Genomic DNA, 20,174 nt, shown 5'->3' on the forward strand with positions numbered 1-20,174 from the left:
ATGCCGGGTTTGCCTGGTGCTTTCGGAGCGTTTGCGAGGTGATCTCATGGACGGGCGGGTCGTGCTCGTCACCGGGGCGGCCGGTGGCGTCGGCTCCGCGCTGGTGCGCGAGCTGGCGGGGCGCGGCTGGCGGACGGCGGGACTCGACCTGCGCCAGGCCCCGGACACCGACCACTCGGTGAGCGTGGACGTGGCGGAACCCGCGCAGGTGTGCGCGGCGGTCCGGCGGATCGAGCGCGAGCTCGGCCCGGTCGAGGCGGCGGTGTGCGCGGCCGGGCGCCACTCGATCGTCCCGGTGTCCGACATCGCCTGGCCCGACTGGCGGCGGATGCTGCGGGTGCACCTCGGCGGCGTGGTCAACGTGTGCTCGGCCGTCGCGCCGGGGATGGCCGAGCGCGGCCGGGGCAGCATGGTGGCGGTCGCCTCCCACCTCGCCGTCGGCGGCGCGAGCGCCGAGGCGCACTACTCGGCGGCCACCGGCGCGGTGATCGGGTTCCTCCGGTCGCTGGCGGCGGAGCTGGGACCGGCCGGGGTACGGGTGAACGCGTTGGCGCCCGGCCCGACCGACACGCCGATGCTCCCATCGGACTCGCCCTGGCGCAGGCCGTCCTTCCTGCAGGGTCTGCCGGCCGGGCGGCTGACGTCCCCGGAGGAGGTCGCGCTCGCGGCCGCCTTCCTCATCGAGGACGCCACGTTCTGCACCGGCGAGGTCCTCTCCCCGAACGCCGGGACGGTGCTCTGATGACGATCGCGCTGATCACCGGGGCCGCCGGCGGGCTCGGCACGGCCGTGGCGCGCCGGCTCGCGGCCGACGGCCGCCTGGTCGTTCTCAACGACCAGCCCGGACGGGACGTGGCCGGGCTCGCCGCCGAACTGAACGGCGTCGCCGCGTCGGCCGACGTCTCCGACCCGGCGGCTGTGAGCGCGATGGTGGCGGAGGTCGAGCGCCGTACGGGCGGGCAGATCGCGCTCCTCGTCACCTGCGCCGCCCGGCTGGAGATGGCCCCGTTCACCGAGGTGGAGGACCTCGGCGACTGGTGGCGGACGATCGACGCGGACCTCGGCGGGACGTTCGCGTGCGCGCAGGCCGTCATGCCGGGCATGGTCGAGCGCGGCGGCGGCCGGATGGTGTTCGTCGCGTCCGAGTGGGGCGTGATCGGATGGCCGAACGCGAGCGCCTATTCGGCGTCCAAGGCGGGCGTCATCGCGCTCGCCAAGTCGCTCGGCCGCGAACTGGCGCCCCTCGGCATCACGGTGAACGCCGTCGCGCCGGGTGCGATCGACACGCCGCTGCTGGAGAGGGACGCGGCGGCGGCGGGGGTGGGCGTCGAGGAGATCCGCGCCCGGTACGCCGCCCGGACGCCCCTCGGCCGGATCGCGACCCCCGAGGAGGTCGCGGCGGCGGTCGCGTTCCTGGCCGACGAGCGCCTCCCGACCCTCGTCGGCCAGATCCTCCACGTCAACGGCGGCACCATCCGCTCGCGCGCCTGACCGGCGTCACTCGCGGGCGCCCACGGCCTCCGCGGGGCGGGCGGCCATGGCGAGGCGTGCGGCCGGGAACGTCGCGGCCGCGGCGAGCGCGAGGCCCCAGGCGAGGACCCCCAGGTGGCCGAGGGGCGGGACCGACGGGGGGCCGCCCGTCATGCCCGCGCCGAACGCGGTGAGCGTGGCGAGGGCGATCGCGGTCCCGAGGACGGCGGCGATCACGGCGACGGCCAGCGTCTCCCACCCGAGCATCGCCATCACCTGGCGCCGGGTCGTCCCGACCAGGCGCAGCAGGGCGAACTCGCGGGACCTGCCGGCGGTGGCCATCGCGAGGGTGTTCACCACGGCGATCGCGGTGAACGCGATGATCAGCCCCATCGCGACGTAGGCGATCTCGGCGTTCCCCGCCGGGCCCGCCTCGGCGAGCGCGCCCGGGGCCGCGACCGGGAGACCGCGCGGGGGACCGCCCGCGATCAGCAGCGTGCCGCGGGGGTCGTCGACGTGGGCGGCCAGCAGGTCGCGGTCGACGGTGAGGTCGCCGAAGCCGAGGCCGCGCCCGTAGACCGCGACCACGGTGGGCTCGAACGGCGTGCCGTCGCCGAGGGTGAGCGGCAGCCGGTCCCCGGGCCGGACGCCGAGGCGCCGGGCGGCGGTGGCGCCGACCGCGATGCCGGACGCGTCCAGACGGTCGAGCGACCCGGCCCGGACGTCGAGGTCCATGGTGCGGTCGAGGCCCTCCGGGGTGACGCCCTGGACGCCGTAGTTCTCCAGGCCGACCCGGACGGTGCCGTGCAGGACCTCGGTCACGGCGGTCACGCCGGGCGTCCGGCGGATCCGCTCGGCGGTGCCGTGCGGAACCCTGGGACCGGCGGCGTGCGCGGCGACCGTGCCCTCGCTCGCCTGCCGTGTCGCGGCGTGGCCGATCGTCGTCTGCGTGAACAGGATCGTCGAGGTCAGCCCGATCATCAGGGTCAGCGGGGTGACGACGGACGCCAGGCGCCGCGCGCCCGCGGCGAGGTTGGCCGCCGCCAGGTGCCCGCCGCCCGGGAGGCGCCGGAGCGGGACGGCGAGCACGGCGGTCGCGGCCCGGACGACGGCGGGGCCGAGGAGCGCGACGGCCGCGGTCCAGACGATCGCGGTCAGCATCGTCACCGGGCTGGACGCCGCCTCCGTGTCGAGGTGCGCCAGCAGCACCGTCAGGACGGCGGCCCCGGCCGCGACGGCGAGCCCGGCCGCGATCCGGACGGCGCCGAGCCGGGCGCGGCCCGTCGCCGCGTCGCCGAGGGCCTCGACGGGACGGACCCGGGCCGCCCCGCGGGCGGTGATCCGGGCGGCGGCCACGGCCGCGAGGACGGTGGCGAGCGCGGCGGCGAGCGGCGGGAACGGGCCGACGACGAGGTCCAGGTTCGGCGGGAGGGCGCCGAGCCCGCGGAACTCGTCCCGCAGCCGGAACGCCAGCGGCAGGCCGGCCGCCGCGCCGAGCGGTCCCGCGAGGAGCCCGACCAGCAGCGCCTCGCCCCCGATCATCCGGCGGACCTGCCGCGGCGTCGCGGCGACCGCCCGCAGCAGCGCGATCTCCCGCTCCCGCTGCCGCACCGACAGCGCGAACGTCCCGGACACCACGAGGACGGCGACGAGCAGGGCCGTCCCGCCGAGGGCGCCGCCCAGGGAGATCAGCTTGACGCGCGCCTTCTCCGCGCCGAGGAACTCCGCCCGCCCCCGGTCGCCGCCGGTGTGGACGGTCGCCGTGGTGCCGCGCACGGCCTCCTCGACGGCACGGGCGGGGCCGTGCGCGCCGACGGCGGTGACCATGCCGTCGCGGCCGGCCAGTCGGGCCGCCTGAGCCGTCGAGAAGAAGACGGCGGTCTGGTGAGCGAGCGCCTGCCGGGTCACGCCCACGACGCGGTAGGTGCCGGGGACGGCGGACTCGACCCGCACCGCCTTGCCCGGGTGCAGGCGGTGGGCGCGCGCCGTCGCGGCGTCGACCACGATCTCGTCGTCCGCGGCCGGGGCGCGGCCCTCGCGGAGGGTGAACGGGGTGAGCGCCGCGGACTCCCACCCGTGGCCCCAGGACGGGCGGTCTTTCGCGGCGGCGCCGATCTCGGCGGGGAACGTCACCTCGGTGACGACGCCCCGGACGCCGTCCGCCGCCCGGACCTTCGCGGCGACGGAGGCGGGCAGCCACACGCGCTCGGCGAGCGGCTTGGCCTTGTGCTTGCGCTTGCCCTTCTTCTTGACGATCACCTGGTGGACGGACTGGTCGCCGGTGACGACGACCGGCGCCCCCGCGTACCGCTCCGGCGCGACGGAGCCGCGCAGGCCGGTGTCGAGGAGGATGCCGCACGCGCAGACCAGGGCCGCCGCGCACAGCAGCGCGGCGAACGCCCCCGCGAAGCCCGCCTTGCGATGGCGCAGCGTGCCGAGCACGATTCCGAGCATCACTTCCACGCTCCCAGCCGGGTCATGCGGGCGGCGACCCTGTCGCTGGACGGGGCGTCCATCGTGTCGACGATCCGTCCGTCCGCCAGGAACAGCACCGTGTCGGCGTAGGAGGCGGCGACCGGGTCGTGCGTGACCATCACCACCGTCTGGCCCATGCCGTCCACGGTGTCCCGCAGCAGCGTCAGCACGTCCCGCGCCGTCATCGTGTCGAGCGCGCCCGTGGGCTCGTCCCCGAACACCACGTCCGGGCGCGTCACCAGGGCGCGCGCGATCGCGACCCGCTGCTGCTGCCCGCCGGACAGCTGCCCGGGCCGGTGCCCGGTCCGGTCCGCCAGCCCGACGCGGGCGACCACCTCGGTGAGCCACGCCTTGTCCGGGCGCGTGCGCGACAGGCGGAGCGGAAGGGTGATGTTCTGCTCCACGGTCAGCGACGGCACCAGGTTGAACGCCTGGAACACGAAGCCGACGCGCCGCCTGCGCAGCTCGGTCAGCCTCGTCTCGTTCATGGAGGACAGTTCGGTGTCCCCCAGCCGGACCGTGCCGGACGTGGGCGTGTCGAGACCCGCGGCGCAGTGCAGGAACGTGCTCTTGCCCGAGCCGGACGGCCCCATCACCGCCGTGAGGCGGCCCCGTGGGAGGGACGCCGTCACCTCCCGCAGCGCCGCCACCGCTCCCCTGCCCCGTCCGTAGACCTTGCTCACCGCGTTCATGCGCACCGCGTCGTTCATGCCTGCCAGTCTTGTGACCTGCGGTTCCGGCCACCAGAGAGGAGATCATCGACCACCCGTGACCTCGTCACGGGTCCGGGCGTGACGCCGTCGGCCGGCCGGCGGCTGGTAGACATGAGCCGTGATCAAGGTGCTTCTGGCCGACGACCACCATGTGGTGCGCGGCGCCCTCGCCGCGCTGCTGGCGCTCGAACCCGACCTCACCGTGGTCGCCGAGGTCGAGCGCGGGGACGAGGTGCTGCCCGCGGCCCGCTCGTCCCGTCCCGACGTCGCCGTGCTGGACATCGACATGCCGGGCCTGGACGGCCTGGCGGCCGCGGCGGCGCTGCGCGAGGCCGTCCCGGACGTCGCGACGCTGGTGCTCACCGGGCACGGCAAGCCCGGTCACCTGCGCCGCGCCCTGACGGCGGGCGTGCGCGGGTTCCTGCTGAAGACGGCGCCGCCGGACGAGCTGGCCGCCGGCATCCGCAAGGTCGCCGCCGGGGAGCGCGTCCTCGACCCGAACCTGGCGCTCACCGCCTGGGACCTCGCCGACAACCCGCTCACCCCGCGCGAGACCGACGTGCTGCGGCTCGCGGCGGAGGGCGCGGACGCCCCGGAGATCGCCGGGCGCCTCCATCTGTCCGCCGGGACGGTGCGCAACTACCTGACGGCCGCCGTCACCAAGCTCGGCGCCCGCAACCGCACCGATGCCGCTCGCATCGCGCGTGAGGCGGGCTGGCTCTAGCCGACCCTCGCCTCCAGCCGGAAGGATCCCTTTCCGTCGGCGCGCGCGCTGAGCGTTCCCCCTGCCGAGGCGAGCCGTGTGGTCAGATTTCCGATGCCGGCGCCGGGGGCGGTCCGGGGAGCCGCCGGGTCGAGCCCGTCGTTCTCCACGACCAGCCAGACGGCGCCGCCGTCCCGTCCGGTCGCGATGGTGCAGCGGGTGGCGGCGCTGTGGCGGAGCACGTTGGTCACCGCCTCGCGCAGGACCGTGCCGAGCACCGCCGACACGGGCCCGTCCAGGACCGGGTGCCCGAGGACGGTCTCGACCTCGACCCCGGCGGCCGCGAGCACCGACCGCGCCGACGCCGCCTCCCCGTCCAGCGCGAGCTCGGCGTCCCCGCCGGTCGCGGTGCGCAGGTCCCCGCGGGCCTGCTCGGCCATGGCGACGACCTCGGCGAGCTCCGCGCGGGAGCGCTCCGGGTCGGCCTCGGCGAGCCGGCGGGCCAGCTCGCACTTGAGCAGGATCGCGGCCAGGCTGTGCCCGAGCAGGTCGTGCAGGTCCCGGGCGGCCCGCAGCCGTTCCTGGACGGTCGCCGCCCTCGCCAGCTCGTCCCCGGCCGCCCGCAGGTCCCGCACCAGCCGCGCCAGCCGGACGAGCCCGTACACCACCAGGCCCGTCACCAGCGTGCTGATCACGTAGTTGGCGACGGCCGCCGTGCCGAGCCCGAGCGCCCGCGCGGCGGCGCCGGTCGCCGCCATGCACGCCGCCGCGAGCGGGACGGCGGCCCATGCCGGGAGCCCGACCAGGAACGTCCCGGCGAGGAATCCGGCGACGCCCAGCCACGCCTTCCCGAAGACGGCGAGGGGGGCGAAGGCGAGGACCGCCAGGATCGGCGGCCACCACCGGGGCCGCCCGCGCCCGGCCCAGAGCAGCTGGACCGCCGAGATCAGCGCCAGCCCCGCGGCGGCGGCCGGCCACAGCGGCCCCCACGGAACCAGCAGCAGCCCCTTGACGGAGAACCCCGCCAGGACCGCGGCCAGCAGCGCGAGCGAGAGCCGGTAGGCCGCCCGGTCGGGCAGGCTCACCGCGGGCTCCCCCGCCGCGACGGCGGCCTCCACCGCGAACCGGCCGTCCCCGTCCAGGCCGGCCGAGAAGGTCCCGCCCGCCGCGCGCACCCGTCCCGCCGCCGCGTCCAGCCCGTCCGCGCCGCGCTCGGCCGTCCGGACGCCGTCGTTGACCACCCGCAACCCGACGAGGCCGCCCCGCTCCGACGTCGCGATCAGGCAGGTCCGCGCGGCACCGGCGCGCACCACGTCCGTGACCGCCTCGCGCAGCACCGTCGCCAGCAGCGCCCCGGCGGGGCCGAGCGGCTCCCGGTGCCCCTCGCGCACCTCGGCCCGGACGTCCGCCGCCTCCAGCAGCGCCCGCGCCGCCGCCATCTCGGGGGCGAGCGACATGCTCCGCAGGCCGGCCGCGGCGGTGCGCGCCCTGTTCAGCGACTCCCTGGCCACCGCCAGCACGTCCGCGATGCGCTCCGGCCGGTCGAGCGCGTCCCGGCTGCCCGCGGAGATCGCCCGCAGGCCGTCGCCGAGCCCGCCGTCCAGCTCCGCCGCGATCCGCAGCCGCTCCCGCTCCACGGCCGCCACGGTGAGGGGCAGCCGGGCCGCCGCGACGTCGTCCGCCCGGTCCGCCAGCCGCGCCAGCCCGTAGACCACGAGCCCGGTCAGCAGGCAGGTGATCGTGACGTCGGCGCTCGCGCCGCCGCGCAGGGCGTCCGCGAGCGCCGCGCTCGCCAGGACGCAGGCGGCCGCCGGCCAGGCGCCCGCGAGCAGCAGCGACCCGACGACGAAGCCGAGGATCCCCGCCGACGTCCCGAACGCGATGACGCCCGTGTAGGCGGCCGCCGCCTGAGCCGGCAGGCTCCAGCCGCCGCGCCGTCTCCGCCAGCGCGGCACGACCTGGACGAACTGGGCCAGCACGACCACCACCACGAGGGCGGTCGCCGCGGCCACCCGCGCGGCGCCCTCCGTCCGCGCGGGCGCCGCCAGCGCGTACACCGCGGCGAACGAGGCGAGCACCACCCCGACGATCACCCGTGCCGACCGCGGCCCCGGTACCGCCCCTGCCACCCGTCCCCCCGCTTCCCGGCCCGAGGGCCGCCGTCCCCGCCGCCCGCGCCCGCGAGCGCGGGGCAGGGCGGCGTCCCATCACCTACCGGTATGCGCTCCACGCGCCTGAACGGCGGAGGGCGCAACGCAGGTGTGCGCGTTGCGGTCTCACACCTGGGGTCTCAGCACGTCGAACTCGCAGCCTTGCGCGGAGGGGTCGAAGCCGTGCTCGACCAGCCGGCGGACCCCCACCAGGCTTCGCGACGACCACCACGCGCGGATCACGTCGAGATCGACGTCGGTGCCGTACCGGGAAGGGCGGCGAGCGCGAGCACGGGCGCTCGACCTCCTGCACGCCGGCCATTATCGCGGCACGGCCACCGAGGTCGCCAAGGGGGTTCATCGCCCCGGTCCCCGAGTGGGAGGACCGCTACCGGTTGCGAGGCGGGTCACTGTCGTCGGGGTCGTTCGTCCCGCCGAAAGGCGGTAGGCCGGGGCCTTGCTGCTGAAGCGCCGAAAGCCTGCCCGAGGCCTGGGTCCGCTTGTCATGAAGCGGACTGCCGCGGAATGACCGGCGATTTCGCCGATGTCCCGGGGCGCCGGGCGCGCCGAGAATGTGCGCACTGGAGCCGGGTGACCGGCCCCGCCCCGTTTCCGGAGCCGGCCATCCGGCTCCGCCCCCCGGAACAGGAGCGAAACGACGTGCCCACCCTCACCGCACGCGCGGCGAAGACGGCGCTGGCCGCGGCGCTGACCGCGGCCGCCCTCGCCGTCCCCCAGGCCGCGCAGGCCGCCGACAACCCCTACGAGCGCGGCCCCGCCCCGACACGGCAGAGCATCGAGGCCCTGCGCGGCCCGTTCGCGACGTCCCAGACGAGCGTCTCGTCCCTGAGCGTCACCGGCTTCGGCGGCGGGACGATCTACTACCCGACCAGCACCGCCGAGGGCACCTTCGGCGCGGTCGCGGTGGCGCCCGGCTTCACCGCCGACCAGACCAGCATGGCCTGGCTCGGGCCGCGGCTCGCCTCGCAGGGGTTCGTCATCTTCACGATCGACACCCTCACCCGTCTCGACCAGCCCGACAGCCGCGCCCGGCAGCTGGAGGCCGCGCTCGACTACCTCACGCAGCGCAGCACCGTCCGGACCCGGATCGACACGACCCGGCTCGGCGTGATGGGCCACTCGATGGGCGGCGGCGGGACGCTGGAGGCCGCCGAGGACCGCCCGCAACTGCAGGCCGCGATCCCGCTGACGCCGTGGGACCTGCAGAAGAACTTCTCGGGCGTGCGCGTCCCCACCATGATCATCGGCGGCCAGGCGGACACGGTCGCGCCGGTCGCCTCGCACTCCCAGCCGTTCTACGAGAGCATCCCGGCGTCGTCGGAGAAGGCGTACCTGGAGCTGGCGGGCGCCAGCCACTTCGCACCCAACACCTCGAACACGACGATCGCGAAGTACAGCATCTCCTGGCTCAAGCGGTACATCGACAACGACACCCGCTACGACCAGTTCCTGTGCCCGGCGCCCTCGCGCGACCTCACCATCTCCGAGTACCGGGACACCTGCCCCAACTCCTGATCCTGTCCACCGACCGGACCGCCTCACCTACCGGGCCGCCCGCCTCCCCGCGCGGGCGGCCCCTCGGCGTGCGGGCCGGGCGTGCCGTCCCCGGGGCCGTGCAGCCGCAGCGCGCTCAGTGCGAGGACGAGCTCGACCAGGTCGCCGGGCCGGGCGAGGGTCCGCCCGGTGAGCAGCTCGATCCTGCGGAGCCGGTTGAGGACGGTGTTGCGGTGGCAGAACAGCCGGTCGGCCGCGCGGGCCGCGGAGCCGTCGCACTCCAGCCAGGTCTCCAGCGTCGTCAGCAGGGCGTCGCGGAACCCGGGGTCGACGTCCCCGAGCCCGCCGAGCGCCACCTCCCCGAGGCGTCCGGCGAGGCGGGGCTGGGACAGCACGAGGGCGTCGGGGAGCCTGCGGTCCAGGCGGGCGATCTGGTTGCCGGGGCCGCGGCAGGTCCGCAGCGCCAGCTCGGCGAACCAGCGGGCGCCGCCCAGCTCGGCGAGGTTGCCGACGACCGGGCTCACGCCGGCGTGTGACCGGGCGTAGGGGCGGACGGCGTCGACGAGGTCGTCGAGCTCGGCGGTGCCGAGCGCGACCAGCGCCACCTGGGCGTCGGTGCGCAGCCGCCAGATGAACCGCATCCCGCCGGTGTCGCCGGGCCGCCGGTTCACGCCGTCCCCGAAGCCGCCCTCGGCGCCGAGCATCACCACGGCGTAGCGGCCGGTCGCGGGCAGCCCGAGGACGGACGTGGCGGTCGCGAGCAGCCCGCCGTCGGCGCCCTGCCCGTCCAGGAGGGCGTCCACGATCGCCTGGACGCGCTCCTCGCTGCGCCGCGCGAGGTCCAGCTCGGTGCGGTGGTAGGCGGCGGCCGCCGCGCCGGACTGCTGGTCGATCGTGTCCCAGGTGCGGGTCGCCTGCCGGATCAGCGCCGCGACGTTCTCCGGGTCGTGCCGGCCGACGACCTCGACGACGGCCTCCCAGAACACCCGTCCGGCGAGCCGGTAGGAGCGCAGCAGCTGGTCGAGCGGCTGCCCCTGGTGCGCGCGACGCTGCCCGAGCCGCCGCGCCCATTCCAGGTCGGCGCGGCCGCGGCCCGGGTCCAGGATCGTCTTGAAGCCGTGCCCGAGCCCGGTGTGGCACATCTCCCACACGTCGTGGCGAAAGGCGTCGTCGCGGTCGCCGCGGTCACCGGAGAGGATCTCGGCGGTGAGCCGGTCGGCGAGGTCGGGCAGCCGGTCCGCGAGCCGCAGCACCGCCTTGCGCATGATCGTGCGATCGGCGTCCACCTGGCCGACGTTCATCGCGGGCCACCTCCAGCACCGGGCGCGCCCCGCACAACGCGGGGGCCTCATCGTGCCACCACGGGGGCGCACGGGCCATCCTGGGACGCCGACACTGTGCGCGCTCACAACCGGCGCCGGTCCGGATTGCGCCGCGTCCCCGAAACCGAAGCCCGCTCTGGACCGGTACGGGGTGCCCGTGTTGGTCTGAGGTCCCCTTCCCTTTTGAGACCCCGTCCAATAGTGGCTCCCACGGCTCCCGGGCGAGGGTGGTTCCCGCCAAGGAGGGACCGGCATGGCACACGAACGGCTGCACGGACGTGAACGCGACCTTCAGGAGATCGAGGCGATGCTCGACCGGGCCCGGGACGGGCACGGCGGCGCCCTGGTCGCCGCCGGGGACGCCGGGGTCGGCCGGACGGCCCTCCTGGAGGCCGCGGTGCGCGGCGCCGGCACGGGCTTCCGCGTGCTCGGCACGACCGGCGTCCCCGGCGAGACCGGGGTCCCGTACGCGGGGCTGCACCGGCTGCTGCGCCCGCTGTCCGGCCAGGTCGCGCAGCTGCCGCCGGCGCACCGGGAGGCCCTGGCCGCGATCCTGTCCGGCGCGCCCCGCGCCGAACCGTTCGTGCTGTTCACGGCGGTGTGCGAGCTGCTGGGCCGGGCCGCGCGCAAGGAACCCGTGCTGTGCTGGGCCGACGACGTCCACCGGCTCGACGCCGGCTCGCTGGAGGTGCTGGCGTTCGCGGCGCGGCGCGTGGAGGACGAGCCGGTGGCGGTGCTGTTCTCCGTCCGCGACGGCGAGCCGGACGCGGGCGCCCTCGACGGCATCCGGCGGCTGCGGCTCGCGCCGCTGGCCGAGGACGCGAGCCGCCGCGTGCTGCGCGACGCGCTCGGCGGCGACCTGGACGGCTCGGCGGGCGGCGACCTGACCGAGGAGATCGTCGACCTGGCCTGCGGCCGGCCCCTCGCGATCCGCGAGCTGGCCGGCGCGCTGACGTCCGGGCAGCTGTCGGGCGCCGCGCCGCCGCCACGGGCGCTGCCCCCCTCCAGTTCCCTGCGCGCCCTGCACCGGCGCCGCTACCGCGCGCTGCCCTCGGGGGCGCGGCGCCTGGTGCTGATGACCGTGGCGGAGGAGTGGCTCGGCGCCGCGACGATGGAACGGGCCGTCCAGGCGGACGGCATCGGCGACGGCGACCTCGACGCGGCCCGCGAGTCGGGGCTGCTGCGGTTCGAGGGCGACGGGGTCACGGTCCGCAACCGGCTCGTCCGGTCCTCGCTGTGGGCGGACGCGACGCGCGAGGAGCGGCAGGACGCGCACACCCTGCTCGCCGGCGTCCTGGTCCAGGAGTGGCAGCGCCCGCGGCGGCTCTGGCACGGCGCGGCCGTGGCGGGCGAGCCCGACGACGGGCTCGCCGCCGAACTGGCGGGGGCGGCGGCCGCGGCCCGGCGGGCCGGCCGGTACGCCGACTCCTGGCGGATGTGGCAGCGCGCCGCGACCCTGACCGTCGAGCACGGCGCCCGGACGGACCGGTACCTGGCCGCCGCCGGGGACGCCTGGGCGAGCGGACGGTCGCGGCGGGCCCGCGCCATGCTCCGGCAGGTCCGGCCGCGCGGCTGCGACGGGACCCGCATCGCCCGCGCCGCCGCCCTGCGCGGCGAGATCGAGACGGCGGCGGGCTCCCCCGCGGCCGCGGTCCCCGTGCTGCGCGACGCGGCCGAGCGGCTCGCCGGAGCCGACGCCGGGGCGGCGCTGGACGCGCTGATGTGGGCCGCGGAGGCCGCCGACGCGTCCGGCGACCACCGCGCCCACCTGGAGATCGCCGAGCGCGCCCGCGCGCTGGACCTCCCCGCGCCCGGCCCGCGCACCGAACTGCTGCTCGCCCATCTCGGCGGCGTCGCGGCCGCGATCCGCGGCCGGTACCGGGAGGCCGCGGAACGGTTCGGGCACGCCGCGCGCCTCGGCCCGGACGTCGCGGACCCCGCCGCGCAGGCGTGGGCGGCGCTCGCCGCCCTCGCGCTCGGGGACGGCGCCCGCACCCGCGCGCTGGCGGCCGAGGCGGTCGCGTCGGCCCGGCGCTCGGGCGACGCGCCCGCCGAGTCGTTCGCGCTGGTCGCCACCGGGCGCTGCGCGGTGCTCCTCGGGCATCCCCCCGCGCCGATCACCGCCTGCCACGACGGCCTGCGCCTCGCCCGGGCCACCCGCCTGCACGGGCACGCCACCGAGCAGCTCGCCACCCTGGCCCTCACCGCCGCCTTCAACGGCGACGAGGCCAGGACGCGCGAGCTGCTGGAGCAGCTCACCGGCACCGCCGACGAGCGGGGCCTCGCCCGCGCGGCCGCCCTCGGATCATGGGCGCCCGCGTGCCTCGACCTCGCCGCGGACCGGCCCGCCGACGCGGCCGCGCGCCTGCGCCTGCCGGGCGGTGCCGGGCTCGCGCATCCGCCGGCGCGGCTCCTCGCCGTCCCGCACCTGGTCGAGGCGCTGGTCCGCACCGGCGAGCACGAGCCGGCCGCGGGGGCCTACGAGCACTTCCGCCGCTGGGTGGACGGGATCGGCTCGCCCCCCGGACCGGAGGCCCTCGGCCGCCGCTGCCTGGCCCTGCTGGCCGGATGCGACGACGAGGCCGAGGAGCACTTCACCGAGGCCCTCCGCCTGCACGAGGCCGCCGGCGCCGTGTTCGAGCTGGCCCGCACGGAGCTGCTGTTCGGGCACCGGCTGCGGCGCGGGCGACGCCCTCGCGCCGCCCGCGAGCACCTGCGCGCCGCGCTCCGCGTCTTCGAGCGCTACGGCGCCGCCCCGTGGACGGCGCAGGCCCGCGCCGAGCTGCGCGCCGCCGGGGAGACCGCGCCGCGGGCGGCGAGCGGGTTCGGCAAGCTCACCGCGCAGCAGGCGCACATCGCCCGGATGGCCGCCGAAGGGGCCACCAACCGGGAGATCGCTGCGCGCCTGCTGCTCAGCCCGCGGACGATCGACCACCATCTCCGCAACGTCTTCACCCGCCTCGGGATCCGCTCGCGCGTCGAGCTGGCCCGGCTGATCCGCTGATCCGGCCGGCGGCCGGATCAGCGGGCCTCCTCGTACTCCTCCTCGCGGTCGTCGGTCTTGCCGCCGCGGGAGGTGGAGGAGGAGCTGCGGGTGCCCCGGCCGTTCCGGGTGCCCTTGGTCTCCGAGTCCTTGGAGTCCTTGGAGTCCTTGGCGCTCTCGGAGCCCTTGGCGGTCCCGGAGTCCTTGTCCTTGGAGGTCGCGGAGCCGTTGCCCTTGCCGGACTTCTCCTCTTCCTCCAGGGCCTCCTCGTGCGTCCGGACGACCTCGCTGTCGCGGATCTCGCCGCGCCAGCCCTCGATCTCGTCCGCGCGGGGGAGCGAGTTCGTCATCACGTACCGGCGGAAGTGCTTCAGTTCCAGCCGGGCGCGGCGGCCCTGGGCGCGCCAGATGTTCCCGGTCCGCTCCATCAGGCCCTGCGGGTGGTACTCCAGGACGACCAGGACGCGGGTCAGGTTCGGCGACAGCTCGTGGAAGCTCACCGTCCCGTCCACGTGGCCCTTCGGGCCCTTCGAGCGCCACACGATGTGCTCGTCGGGAACCTGCTCGACGATCGTCGACTCCCACGTCCGCGCCGACCAGAAGATCTTCGCCTTCCAGTTCAGCTTGGTGTCGTCGGCCTGGTCGACGCTGACGACCTTCTTCATGAAGGACGGGTAGTCCTGGAACTGCGTCCACTGGTCGTAGACGAGGCGGGTCGGCGCACCGATGTCGGTGTGCTCGATGATGTTGGTGACCTTCACCTTCTTCCCGCCGCCCTTGCCGCCCTTGCCGCCCTTGCCGCCGGGCAGGAGGTTCTTCAGCTTGCCGAAGATGCCCTTGCCCTTGTCCTTGCCGTCGGACTGCTCGTCCTTGCCCGCGTCCTTGGCGTCCTTGGCGTCCTTGGCGTCCTTGGTGTCCTTGGCCTCGCTCTTGGACTCGGCCTTGGTGTCGTTCTTGGCCTCGTCCTTCGCGCCCTTCCCGGTGCCGGAGGCCTTCGGCTGCTCCTGGTCGCCCTGGTCGGAGTCACGCCCGCCCCGGTTGCCGGCGATGGCCCGGCTCGCCGCGACGGCCGCGCCCGCGCCGAGCAGGACGCCGCCGGCGGTGCCGACGGCCCGGCCGCCCGGGAGGGCCTTGGTGATGGCGCTCAGACCGGACGAGCGCTTGCGCCCGCCGATCGGCAGCCTCTTGGCGATCTGTCCGACGGGCAGCTTGCCCATCGGGTTTCCGCGTGCCATGTTCCGCTTCCTCACTTGGGGTTGGTGACGGTCTCGCCGTCACGGATCTCGCCGCGCCAGCCCTCCACCTCGTCCGGGTGGAGGAGCGCCTGCGTCATCACGTGGCGGCGGAAATGCTTCAGTTCCAGCCGGGTCCGGCGGCCCTGGGCGCGCCAGAGGTTGCCCGTCCGCTCGAACAGACCGGCGGGGTGGTACTCCAGGACGAGCAGGATGCGGGTCAGGTCGGGCGTCAGCTCGTGGAAGCTGACCGTCCCGTGGACGTGGCCCTTCGGTCCCTTCGAGCGCCACACGATGTGCTCGTCGGGAACCTGCTCCTTGATCGTCGACTCCCACGTCCGCGCCGACCAGAAGATCTTCGCCTTCCAGTTCAGCTTGGCGTCGTCGGCCTGGTCGACGCTGACGACCTTCTTCATGAAGGACGGGTAGTCCTGGAACCGCGTCCACTGGTCGTAGACCAGCCGGCGCGGCGCGCCCACGTCGATCTGCTCGACGATGTTGGTCAGCTTCCCCTTTCGTCCCCGCCCGAAGATGCCGGCGAGGGTCTCCTTCAGGGCCGTCCAGCCGAAGCTCAGCAGCGCGCGGAAGGGAGACTTGCCCTCCTGCAGCGCCTTCACCCCGGCCAGGGCGGCCTTGGCGAGCGGGCCGGCCTGCTCCGCCTTCGCGGTGAGGTGCCGGACCGCGCGGTCGAGCCGCCGTTCGAGCCGGGTGACGAGCCCGGCCAGGGCACGGCGTGCCAGGCGCCGGGCCGAGAGCGCGGCCAGCGCCCCGCCGGCGCCGACGGCCGCACCCGCGATCGGGCCCGTCCGGAGTTTCATGTCCTGTCCACCTCATCGTCCAACTCGGGTACGGCGGCGGGTTACCCGGTCAAGCTGGTGCAAAACAGGACGCAGGCAAGATGGAGGACATCTCGGGCGGTCAGCCGCATCGGGACGGCGCCTCCCGGCGCCGCCCGGAGCGAACGCCCGGAGCGAAAGCCCGGACGCTGCTGTCGGGCGACCAGACCAGCCCAGCGTGGACACCGGACCAGATCGGGATCTCCGAAACCTCGCATAACGGTTGAGATTCGTGCTTTACGGGCCCCTTGAACTGGTACGGACCAGTGTTTATCTTCATCCCCACCACGCGCGTTTGTGCTCGGGGGGCGTTCACACCGCGCAGAATCTTTCATGCGCGAAAGCCGGAGAAGGCGGGGACAGATGAAACGGCACCTCATGGGCGTCGTCGCCGCGGGCCTGACCGTGGCACTCGGCGTCAGCGGCTGCGGCAAGGGCAGCTCGTCGGGAGGCGACTCCGACGGCAAGACCATCAAGTTCGTCGCCGCGATCTACGACGACAACACCAAGCCCTACTGGGACGCCCTGATCAAGGACTTCGAGGCGAAGAACTCGGGCTACAAGGTCAACCTGGAGATGGTCGACTGGACCCAGATGGACGCCAAGGTGAAGACCTACGTCCAGACCAAGCAGGTTCCGGACGTCCTCAACTACAACGCGTTCTCCGACTTCGCCCGCGACGGCCTCATCTACAAGGCCGACGAGGTGCTGTCGCCGGGGACGCTCGGCGACTTCACCCCGACCTTCGTCCAGCAGGCGCAGTACAACGGCGCGCAGTACGGCCTGCCGTTCATCTCCAGCGCCCGCCTGCTCTTCTACAACAAGGCTCTGTTCAAGAAGGCCGGCATCAGCGACCCGCCCGCCACCTGGGACGACGTCAGGGCGGACGCGGAGAAGATCAAGAAGGCGGGCGCGACCGGGTACGGGCTGCCGCTCGGCCCCGAGGAGTCGCAGGCCGAGTTCTACTCCTGGGCGATGAACAACGGCGGCGGCTGGGTCGACGCGTCCGGCAAGTGGGCGATCAACCAGAAGGCCAACGTCGACACCCTCGCCTTCCTCAAGGACCTCAACAAGTCCGGGCTGACCCAGCCGAACCCGGAGACCACCGACCGCAAGACGGTGTTCAACCAGTTCGCGCAGGGCAAGATCGGCATGGCGATCGGCGGCCCGTTCACCAAGGCCGGGTTCATCGACCCGGTGAACAAGGAGCTGGACTTCGGCGTCGCGCCGCTGCCGAGCAAGAGCGGCACGGAGCACAACACCCTCGGCGTCATGGACGTCCTCGCCGCGTTCAAGAAGGACGGCGGCAAGAACAAGGAGGCCGTCAAGAAGTTCCTCGACTTCTTCTACCAGAAGGAGAACACCTCGAAGTTCCTCACCACCGAGGGCTTCCTGCCGGTGACGAAGTCGGCCGGGGACGCGCTCAGCGCCGACCCGTACATGAAGCAGTTCGTGGACGCGCTCCCGACGTCGAAGTTCGCGCCGACGTCCAACCCGGCGTGGTCGGCGGTCGCGGGCGCGGTCAAGCAGGACCTCGGCACCGCCGCGGCGAACGAAGACCCGAAGAAGATCCTGGACAAGATCCAGGAGACGGCCGAGAAGGCCGGCTGAGTGCCGGATCTCAAGGCCGGGAAGCGGGGGGCCGCCGCCTCGGCGGCCCCCCGCCCCTCATTCCTCCTGCGGACCGGACGCGCCCTGGCGCCGCTGCCGTGGCTCGCCCCGTCCCTCGCGCTCATCGCGATCGTCGTGCTGTGGCCCGTCATCGAGATGGTCCGCACCTCGCTGCAGAAGATCAGCTCGTCCGGCGTCACGCTCGGCTACCGGGGCGGCGGCAACTACACCGACCTGTTCGGTGAGGACGACCTCGTCCCGGTCGTGCTGCGGACGCTGCTGTGGGTCGCCGGCGTCGTCGTCATCACCATGGTGCTCTCGCTCGCCCTCGGCCAGCTGCTGAACGCCCGCTTCCCCGGCCGCCGCGTCGTGCGCTGGGCCGTCATCGTCCCGTGGGCGGCGTCGGTCCTGATGACGGCGCTGATCTGGAAGTGGATGCTGGACAACTACTCCGGCCTGGTCAACCGCGTGCTGCTCGACCTGCACGTGATCGACGAGCCGGTGAACTGGCTGGCCCACCCGGGCCAGGCGATGCTGTGGATGATGTGGGTGGCGGTCTTCGTGTCGCTGCCGTTCACCTCGTTCGTCATCCTCGCCGGGCTCCAGACGATCCCCGCCGACGTGTACGAGGCGGCCCGCGTCGACGGCGCCGGACCCGTGCGCACCTACTTCGCCATCACGCTGCCGCTGCTGCGCCCCGCCGTGCTCATCGCGTCCATCATCAACGTGATCAATGTGTTCAACTCGTTCCCGATCATCTGGGCGATGACCGGCGGCGGCCCCGGCAGCAAGACCGACACCACCACCACTTTCATGTACAAACTCGCCTTCTACGACCAGAACGTCGGCGAGTCCGGCGCGATGGCGGTCGTGAACTTCGCCCTGATCCTCGTGATGGTGCTGCTGTACCTGCGCGCCGCCCGCTGGCGGGAGGAGGTCCGATGACGCGCCGGATCGTCCTCACGGGCGTCGGCTGGCTGGTCGCCCTGGCGTTCCTGCTGCCCTACCTGCAGATGTTCGTCACCGCGCTCAAGCCCGAACGCGAGCTGACCGAGTCGCCGGGCACCTATCTGCCCTCGCACTGGACGTGGTCGAACTTCGCGGACGTCTGGTCGGCCGCGCCCGTCTGGACGTACATGCGGGTCTCCCTCACCGTCGCGGCCGCCGCCACCCTGGTCACCCTCGCCTGCGCGATGCCCGCCGCGTACTACACGGCCCGCAACCGCTTCCGGGGGCGCGGGGCGTTCCTGCTGCTCGTCCTGGTGACGCAGATGTTCGCGCCGACCGCGCTGGTGATCGGCATCTACCGGGAGATGGTCGCGCTCGACCTCACCGACACGCTGCTGTCGCTCATCCTGGTGAACGCGGCGTTCAACCTGCCGTTCTGCATCTGGATCCTGCACGGCTACTTCTCCAGCATCCCGAAGGAACTGGAGGAGGCCGCCTTCCTGGACGGCGCGGGCCGTGTCGCCGCCCTCACCCGCGTCACCCTGCCCATCTCCATGCCGGGCGTGGTCACCGCGATCGTCTACACGTTCATCGCGGCCTGGAACGAGTACATCGTGGCGCTGACGGTCACCGCGTCCCCGGACCGCCGCCCCCTCACCGTCGGCATCCCGTCCTTCGTGACCCAGTACCAGGCGCACTGGCAGTACCTCTTCGCCACCTCGCTGATCGCGATCATCCCGGTCGTCGTGCTGTTCGTCTTCATCGAGCGCTATCTCATCGGCGGCCTGACGGCGGGCTCGGTCAAATGACCCTCATCGGCCTGGACGTGGGCGGCACGACGATGAAGGCCGCGCTGGTCGGTGAGAGTGCGCGGGAAGACGGGGACTCACGGGTCCTGGCGAGCGAGTCGCGGCCCACCGACCGGGCCGACCCGGTGGGCGGCGTCCTCGACTTCGCCGCCCACCTCGCCGCCCGCGCCGCGTCCCTGGGCTCTCCCGCCCGCGCGGCCGGCATCGCCCTGCTCGGCATCGTGGACGAGGCGACGGGCACGGCCGTCCACTCCGCCAACGTGGGGTGGCGGGATGTGCCGATGCTGCGCCTGGCGCGCGAGCGCCTCGGCATCCCCGTCGCCATCGGCCACGACGTCCGCACCGGCGGCCTGGCCGAGGCCGTGCTGGGGGCGGGCCGCGGCGCGGGGGACTTCGTCTTCGTGGCCATCGGGACCGGCATCGCCGCCGCCCTGATCCTGAACGGCGCCCCCTACCCGGGGACGGTCGGCTGGAGCGGCGAGATCGGCCACGTCGTCGTCCGTCCCGGCGGCGAGCCCTGCGCCTGCGGGAACCGGGGGTGCCTGGAGACCTACGCCTCCGCCGCCGCCGTCTCCCGCCGCCACGGCGAGGGCGTCCCCGCCGAAGAGGTGATCGCGCGGGCCGGGAGGGGCGAGGAGAAGGCGGGACGGGTCTGGTCGGAGGCGCTCGACTGCCTGGCCGACGGCCTCGCCACCGCGACGCTGCTGCTGGACCCGGGCCTCGTGGTCATGGGAGGCGGTCTCGCCCGCGCCGGGGACGCGCTCCTGACCCCCCTCGAATCGCGCCTGGCCGCCCGCCTGAAGTTCCGCGACCCGCCCCGCGTGCTGCGCACGCGACTGGACGACCAGGCGGCCGTCAAGGGCGCGGCGATCCTCGCCCGCCGCCTCCTCGACGAAGGCTAGCCCGCTTCGACGAGCTCGGCCAGGTTGTCCAGGGCCATGCGCATGCCGGCCTCGTTGTCGGCGGCGGGCACGGTGTCGGACATGCCGTCGTGCACGATGAGCACGACGGTGCCCCCGTCGACCTCGGTGAGCGTCGTGGTCATCGTCATCTCGCCCCGGAGGGCGGGATCGTCGGCCTCGAACTCGAACACCTCGACCACGCGTTCGCCGGGCACGAGCTCCACGAATCGCCCGTGGTAGGTGTCGGTGTGCGCCGACGACTTGCCGGTGCCGGTCGGCGCGTCGTAGGTGAGCGAGATCCGGAACGCGCCGCCCTCGCGGCCGTCGAACTCGTGCACCGTGCTGGTCATGCCGTCCGGTACCCGCCATGTCATGATCGCGTCCGCGTCGATGAGCGCCCGGTAGACCTCCGAAGGCCGGGCCTTCACGTGCCGCGACACCCGCGTCGAGTACATGCGCCCACCCTACGGAACCCCTCCGACATGAACCGGGGTCGCGGGCGCCC

General features: G+C 74.6%; 16 protein-coding genes. 9 read left to right on the forward strand and 7 right to left on the reverse strand.

Translation table 11 applies throughout. The annotated features are described in order from the left end of the window. The first annotated feature begins 46 nt into the window (after window positions 1-46). Together BJ999_RS35550 and BJ999_RS35555 are read left to right on the forward strand one after the other, a co-directional pair. Window positions 47-742, forward strand: coding sequence for an SDR family NAD(P)-dependent oxidoreductase (locus BJ999_RS35550; RefSeq protein WP_179837315.1), 696 nt, complete (start codon window positions 47-49; stop codon window positions 740-742). Further along, a complete protein-coding gene (locus BJ999_RS35555; RefSeq protein WP_179837316.1) occupies window positions 742-1,491 on the forward strand; it encodes an SDR family NAD(P)-dependent oxidoreductase in 750 nt (249 codons plus the stop codon). The genes BJ999_RS35550 and BJ999_RS35555 overlap by 1 nt, the downstream gene beginning before the upstream one ends. Before the next feature lie 6 nt (window positions 1,492-1,497). Here the strand turns inward: BJ999_RS35555 and BJ999_RS35560 are convergent, their stop codons facing one another. Next, window positions 1,498-3,924 (reverse strand): ABC transporter permease, encoded by a 2,427-nt coding sequence (locus BJ999_RS35560; protein WP_179837317.1) that lies wholly within the window; start codon window positions 3,922-3,924, stop codon window positions 1,498-1,500. Further along, entirely contained in the window at window positions 3,924-4,655 is a 732-nt protein-coding gene (locus tag BJ999_RS35565) for an ABC transporter ATP-binding protein (RefSeq protein WP_218935392.1), read from the reverse strand. The genes BJ999_RS35560 and BJ999_RS35565 overlap by 1 nt, the downstream gene beginning before the upstream one ends. A 121-nt stretch (window positions 4,656-4,776) precedes the next feature. On the opposite strand from BJ999_RS35565, the gene BJ999_RS35570 reads away from it, so the two are divergent. Next, entirely contained in the window at window positions 4,777-5,382 is a 606-nt protein-coding gene (locus BJ999_RS35570; RefSeq protein ID WP_179837318.1) for a response regulator transcription factor, read from the forward strand. Here the strand turns inward: BJ999_RS35570 and BJ999_RS43830 are convergent. After that, on the reverse strand, window positions 5,379-7,454 hold the full coding sequence (locus BJ999_RS43830) for a sensor histidine kinase (protein WP_179837319.1): 2,076 nt from the start codon (window positions 7,452-7,454) through the stop codon (window positions 5,379-5,381). The genes BJ999_RS35570 and BJ999_RS43830 overlap by 4 nt on opposite strands. A 717-nt stretch (window positions 7,455-8,171) precedes the next feature. On the opposite strand from BJ999_RS43830, the gene bdeA reads away from it, so the two are divergent. Then, the gene (gene bdeA, locus BJ999_RS35580) at window positions 8,172-9,047 is read left to right on the forward strand and encodes a bis(hydroxyethyl) terephthalate hydrolase (RefSeq protein ID WP_373292647.1); all 876 of its coding nucleotides are present in this window, start codon (window positions 8,172-8,174) and stop codon (window positions 9,045-9,047) included. A 23-nt stretch (window positions 9,048-9,070) separates the two neighbouring features. Here the strand turns inward: bdeA and BJ999_RS35585 are convergent, their stop codons facing one another. After that, window positions 9,071-10,327, reverse strand: coding sequence for a PucR family transcriptional regulator (locus tag BJ999_RS35585; RefSeq protein WP_179837321.1), 1,257 nt, complete (start codon window positions 10,325-10,327; stop codon window positions 9,071-9,073). Window positions 10,328-10,601: 274 nt separating this feature from the next. On the opposite strand from BJ999_RS35585, the gene BJ999_RS35590 reads away from it, so the two are divergent. Beyond that, on the forward strand, window positions 10,602-13,352 hold the full coding sequence (locus tag BJ999_RS35590) for an AAA family ATPase (protein WP_179837322.1): 2,751 nt from the start codon (window positions 10,602-10,604) through the stop codon (window positions 13,350-13,352). A gap of 17 nt (window positions 13,353-13,369) precedes the next feature. Here the strand turns inward: BJ999_RS35590 and BJ999_RS35595 are convergent, their stop codons facing one another. Together BJ999_RS35595 and BJ999_RS35600 are read right to left on the reverse strand one after the other, a co-directional pair. Next, window positions 13,370-14,566 carry an SRPBCC family protein gene (locus tag BJ999_RS35595; RefSeq protein WP_229809983.1) on the reverse strand — a complete coding sequence of 399 codons (1,197 nt, stop codon included), beginning with the start codon at window positions 14,564-14,566 and terminating at the stop codon, window positions 13,370-13,372. 11 nt (window positions 14,567-14,577) lie between these two features. Further along, a complete protein-coding gene (locus BJ999_RS35600; protein WP_179837323.1) occupies window positions 14,578-15,381 on the reverse strand; it encodes an SRPBCC family protein in 804 nt (267 codons plus the stop codon). A gap of 381 nt (window positions 15,382-15,762) precedes the next feature. Here BJ999_RS35600 and BJ999_RS35605 point away from each other — a divergent pair, with 381 nt between their 5' ends. From BJ999_RS35605 to BJ999_RS35620, 4 genes are read left to right on the forward strand one after another with little or no spacing between them, the layout of a single operon-like run. After that, window positions 15,763-17,010: an extracellular solute-binding protein gene (locus BJ999_RS35605; RefSeq protein ID WP_179837324.1), complete on the forward strand. Its 1,248-nt coding sequence runs from the start codon at window positions 15,763-15,765 to the stop codon at window positions 17,008-17,010. After that, on the forward strand, window positions 17,011-17,955 hold the full coding sequence (locus tag BJ999_RS35610; RefSeq protein WP_229809984.1) for a carbohydrate ABC transporter permease: 945 nt from the start codon (window positions 17,011-17,013) through the stop codon (window positions 17,953-17,955). It abuts the gene before it with no gap. Continuing rightward, window positions 17,952-18,767, forward strand: coding sequence for a carbohydrate ABC transporter permease (locus tag BJ999_RS35615; protein WP_179837325.1), 816 nt, complete (start codon window positions 17,952-17,954; stop codon window positions 18,765-18,767). The genes BJ999_RS35610 and BJ999_RS35615 overlap by 4 nt, the downstream gene beginning before the upstream one ends. After that, window positions 18,764-19,669 (forward strand): ROK family protein, encoded by a 906-nt coding sequence (locus tag BJ999_RS35620; protein WP_179837326.1) that lies wholly within the window; start codon window positions 18,764-18,766, stop codon window positions 19,667-19,669. The genes BJ999_RS35615 and BJ999_RS35620 overlap by 4 nt, the downstream gene beginning before the upstream one ends. Here the strand turns inward: BJ999_RS35620 and BJ999_RS35625 are convergent. Beyond that, window positions 19,666-20,124, reverse strand: coding sequence for an SRPBCC family protein (locus tag BJ999_RS35625; RefSeq protein WP_179837327.1), 459 nt, complete (start codon window positions 20,122-20,124; stop codon window positions 19,666-19,668). The genes BJ999_RS35620 and BJ999_RS35625 overlap by 4 nt on opposite strands. Window positions 20,125-20,174: the final 50 nt, after the last annotated feature.

The sequence above is a fragment of the Actinomadura citrea genome (genome assembly GCF_013409045.1).
Classification (GTDB): Bacteria; Actinomycetota; Actinomycetes; order Streptosporangiales; family Streptosporangiaceae; genus Spirillospora; species Spirillospora citrea.

What these genes read in the sequence shown, in the direction of transcription:
- BJ999_RS35560 (WP_179837317.1), bottom strand. Translation starts at nt 3,924, where the DNA reads ATGCTCGGAATCGTGCTCGGCACGCTGCGCCATCGCAAGGCGGGCTTC.
- BJ999_RS35600 (WP_179837323.1), bottom strand. Translation starts at nt 15,381, where the DNA reads ATGAAACTCCGGACGGGCCCGATCGCGGGTGCGGCCGTCGGCGCCGGC.
- BJ999_RS35605 (WP_179837324.1), top strand. Translation starts at nt 15,763, where the DNA reads ATGAAACGGCACCTCATGGGCGTCGTCGCCGCGGGCCTGACCGTGGCA.
- BJ999_RS35555 (WP_179837316.1), top strand. Translation starts at nt 742, where the DNA reads ATGACGATCGCGCTGATCACCGGGGCCGCCGGCGGGCTCGGCACGGCC.
- BJ999_RS35620 (WP_179837326.1), top strand. Translation starts at nt 18,764, where the DNA reads ATGACCCTCATCGGCCTGGACGTGGGCGGCACGACGATGAAGGCCGCG.
- BJ999_RS35595 (WP_229809983.1), bottom strand. Translation starts at nt 14,566, where the DNA reads ATGGCACGCGGAAACCCGATGGGCAAGCTGCCCGTCGGACAGATCGCC.
- BJ999_RS35585 (WP_179837321.1), bottom strand. Translation starts at nt 10,327, where the DNA reads ATGAACGTCGGCCAGGTGGACGCCGATCGCACGATCATGCGCAAGGCG.
- BJ999_RS35565 (WP_218935392.1), bottom strand. Translation starts at nt 4,655, where the DNA reads ATGAACGACGCGGTGCGCATGAACGCGGTGAGCAAGGTCTACGGACGG.
- BJ999_RS35625 (WP_179837327.1), bottom strand. Translation starts at nt 20,124, where the DNA reads ATGTACTCGACGCGGGTGTCGCGGCACGTGAAGGCCCGGCCTTCGGAG.
- BJ999_RS35550 (WP_179837315.1), top strand. Translation starts at nt 47, where the DNA reads ATGGACGGGCGGGTCGTGCTCGTCACCGGGGCGGCCGGTGGCGTCGGC.
- BJ999_RS35615 (WP_179837325.1), top strand. Translation starts at nt 17,952, where the DNA reads ATGACGCGCCGGATCGTCCTCACGGGCGTCGGCTGGCTGGTCGCCCTG.
- BJ999_RS35590 (WP_179837322.1), top strand. Translation starts at nt 10,602, where the DNA reads ATGGCACACGAACGGCTGCACGGACGTGAACGCGACCTTCAGGAGATC.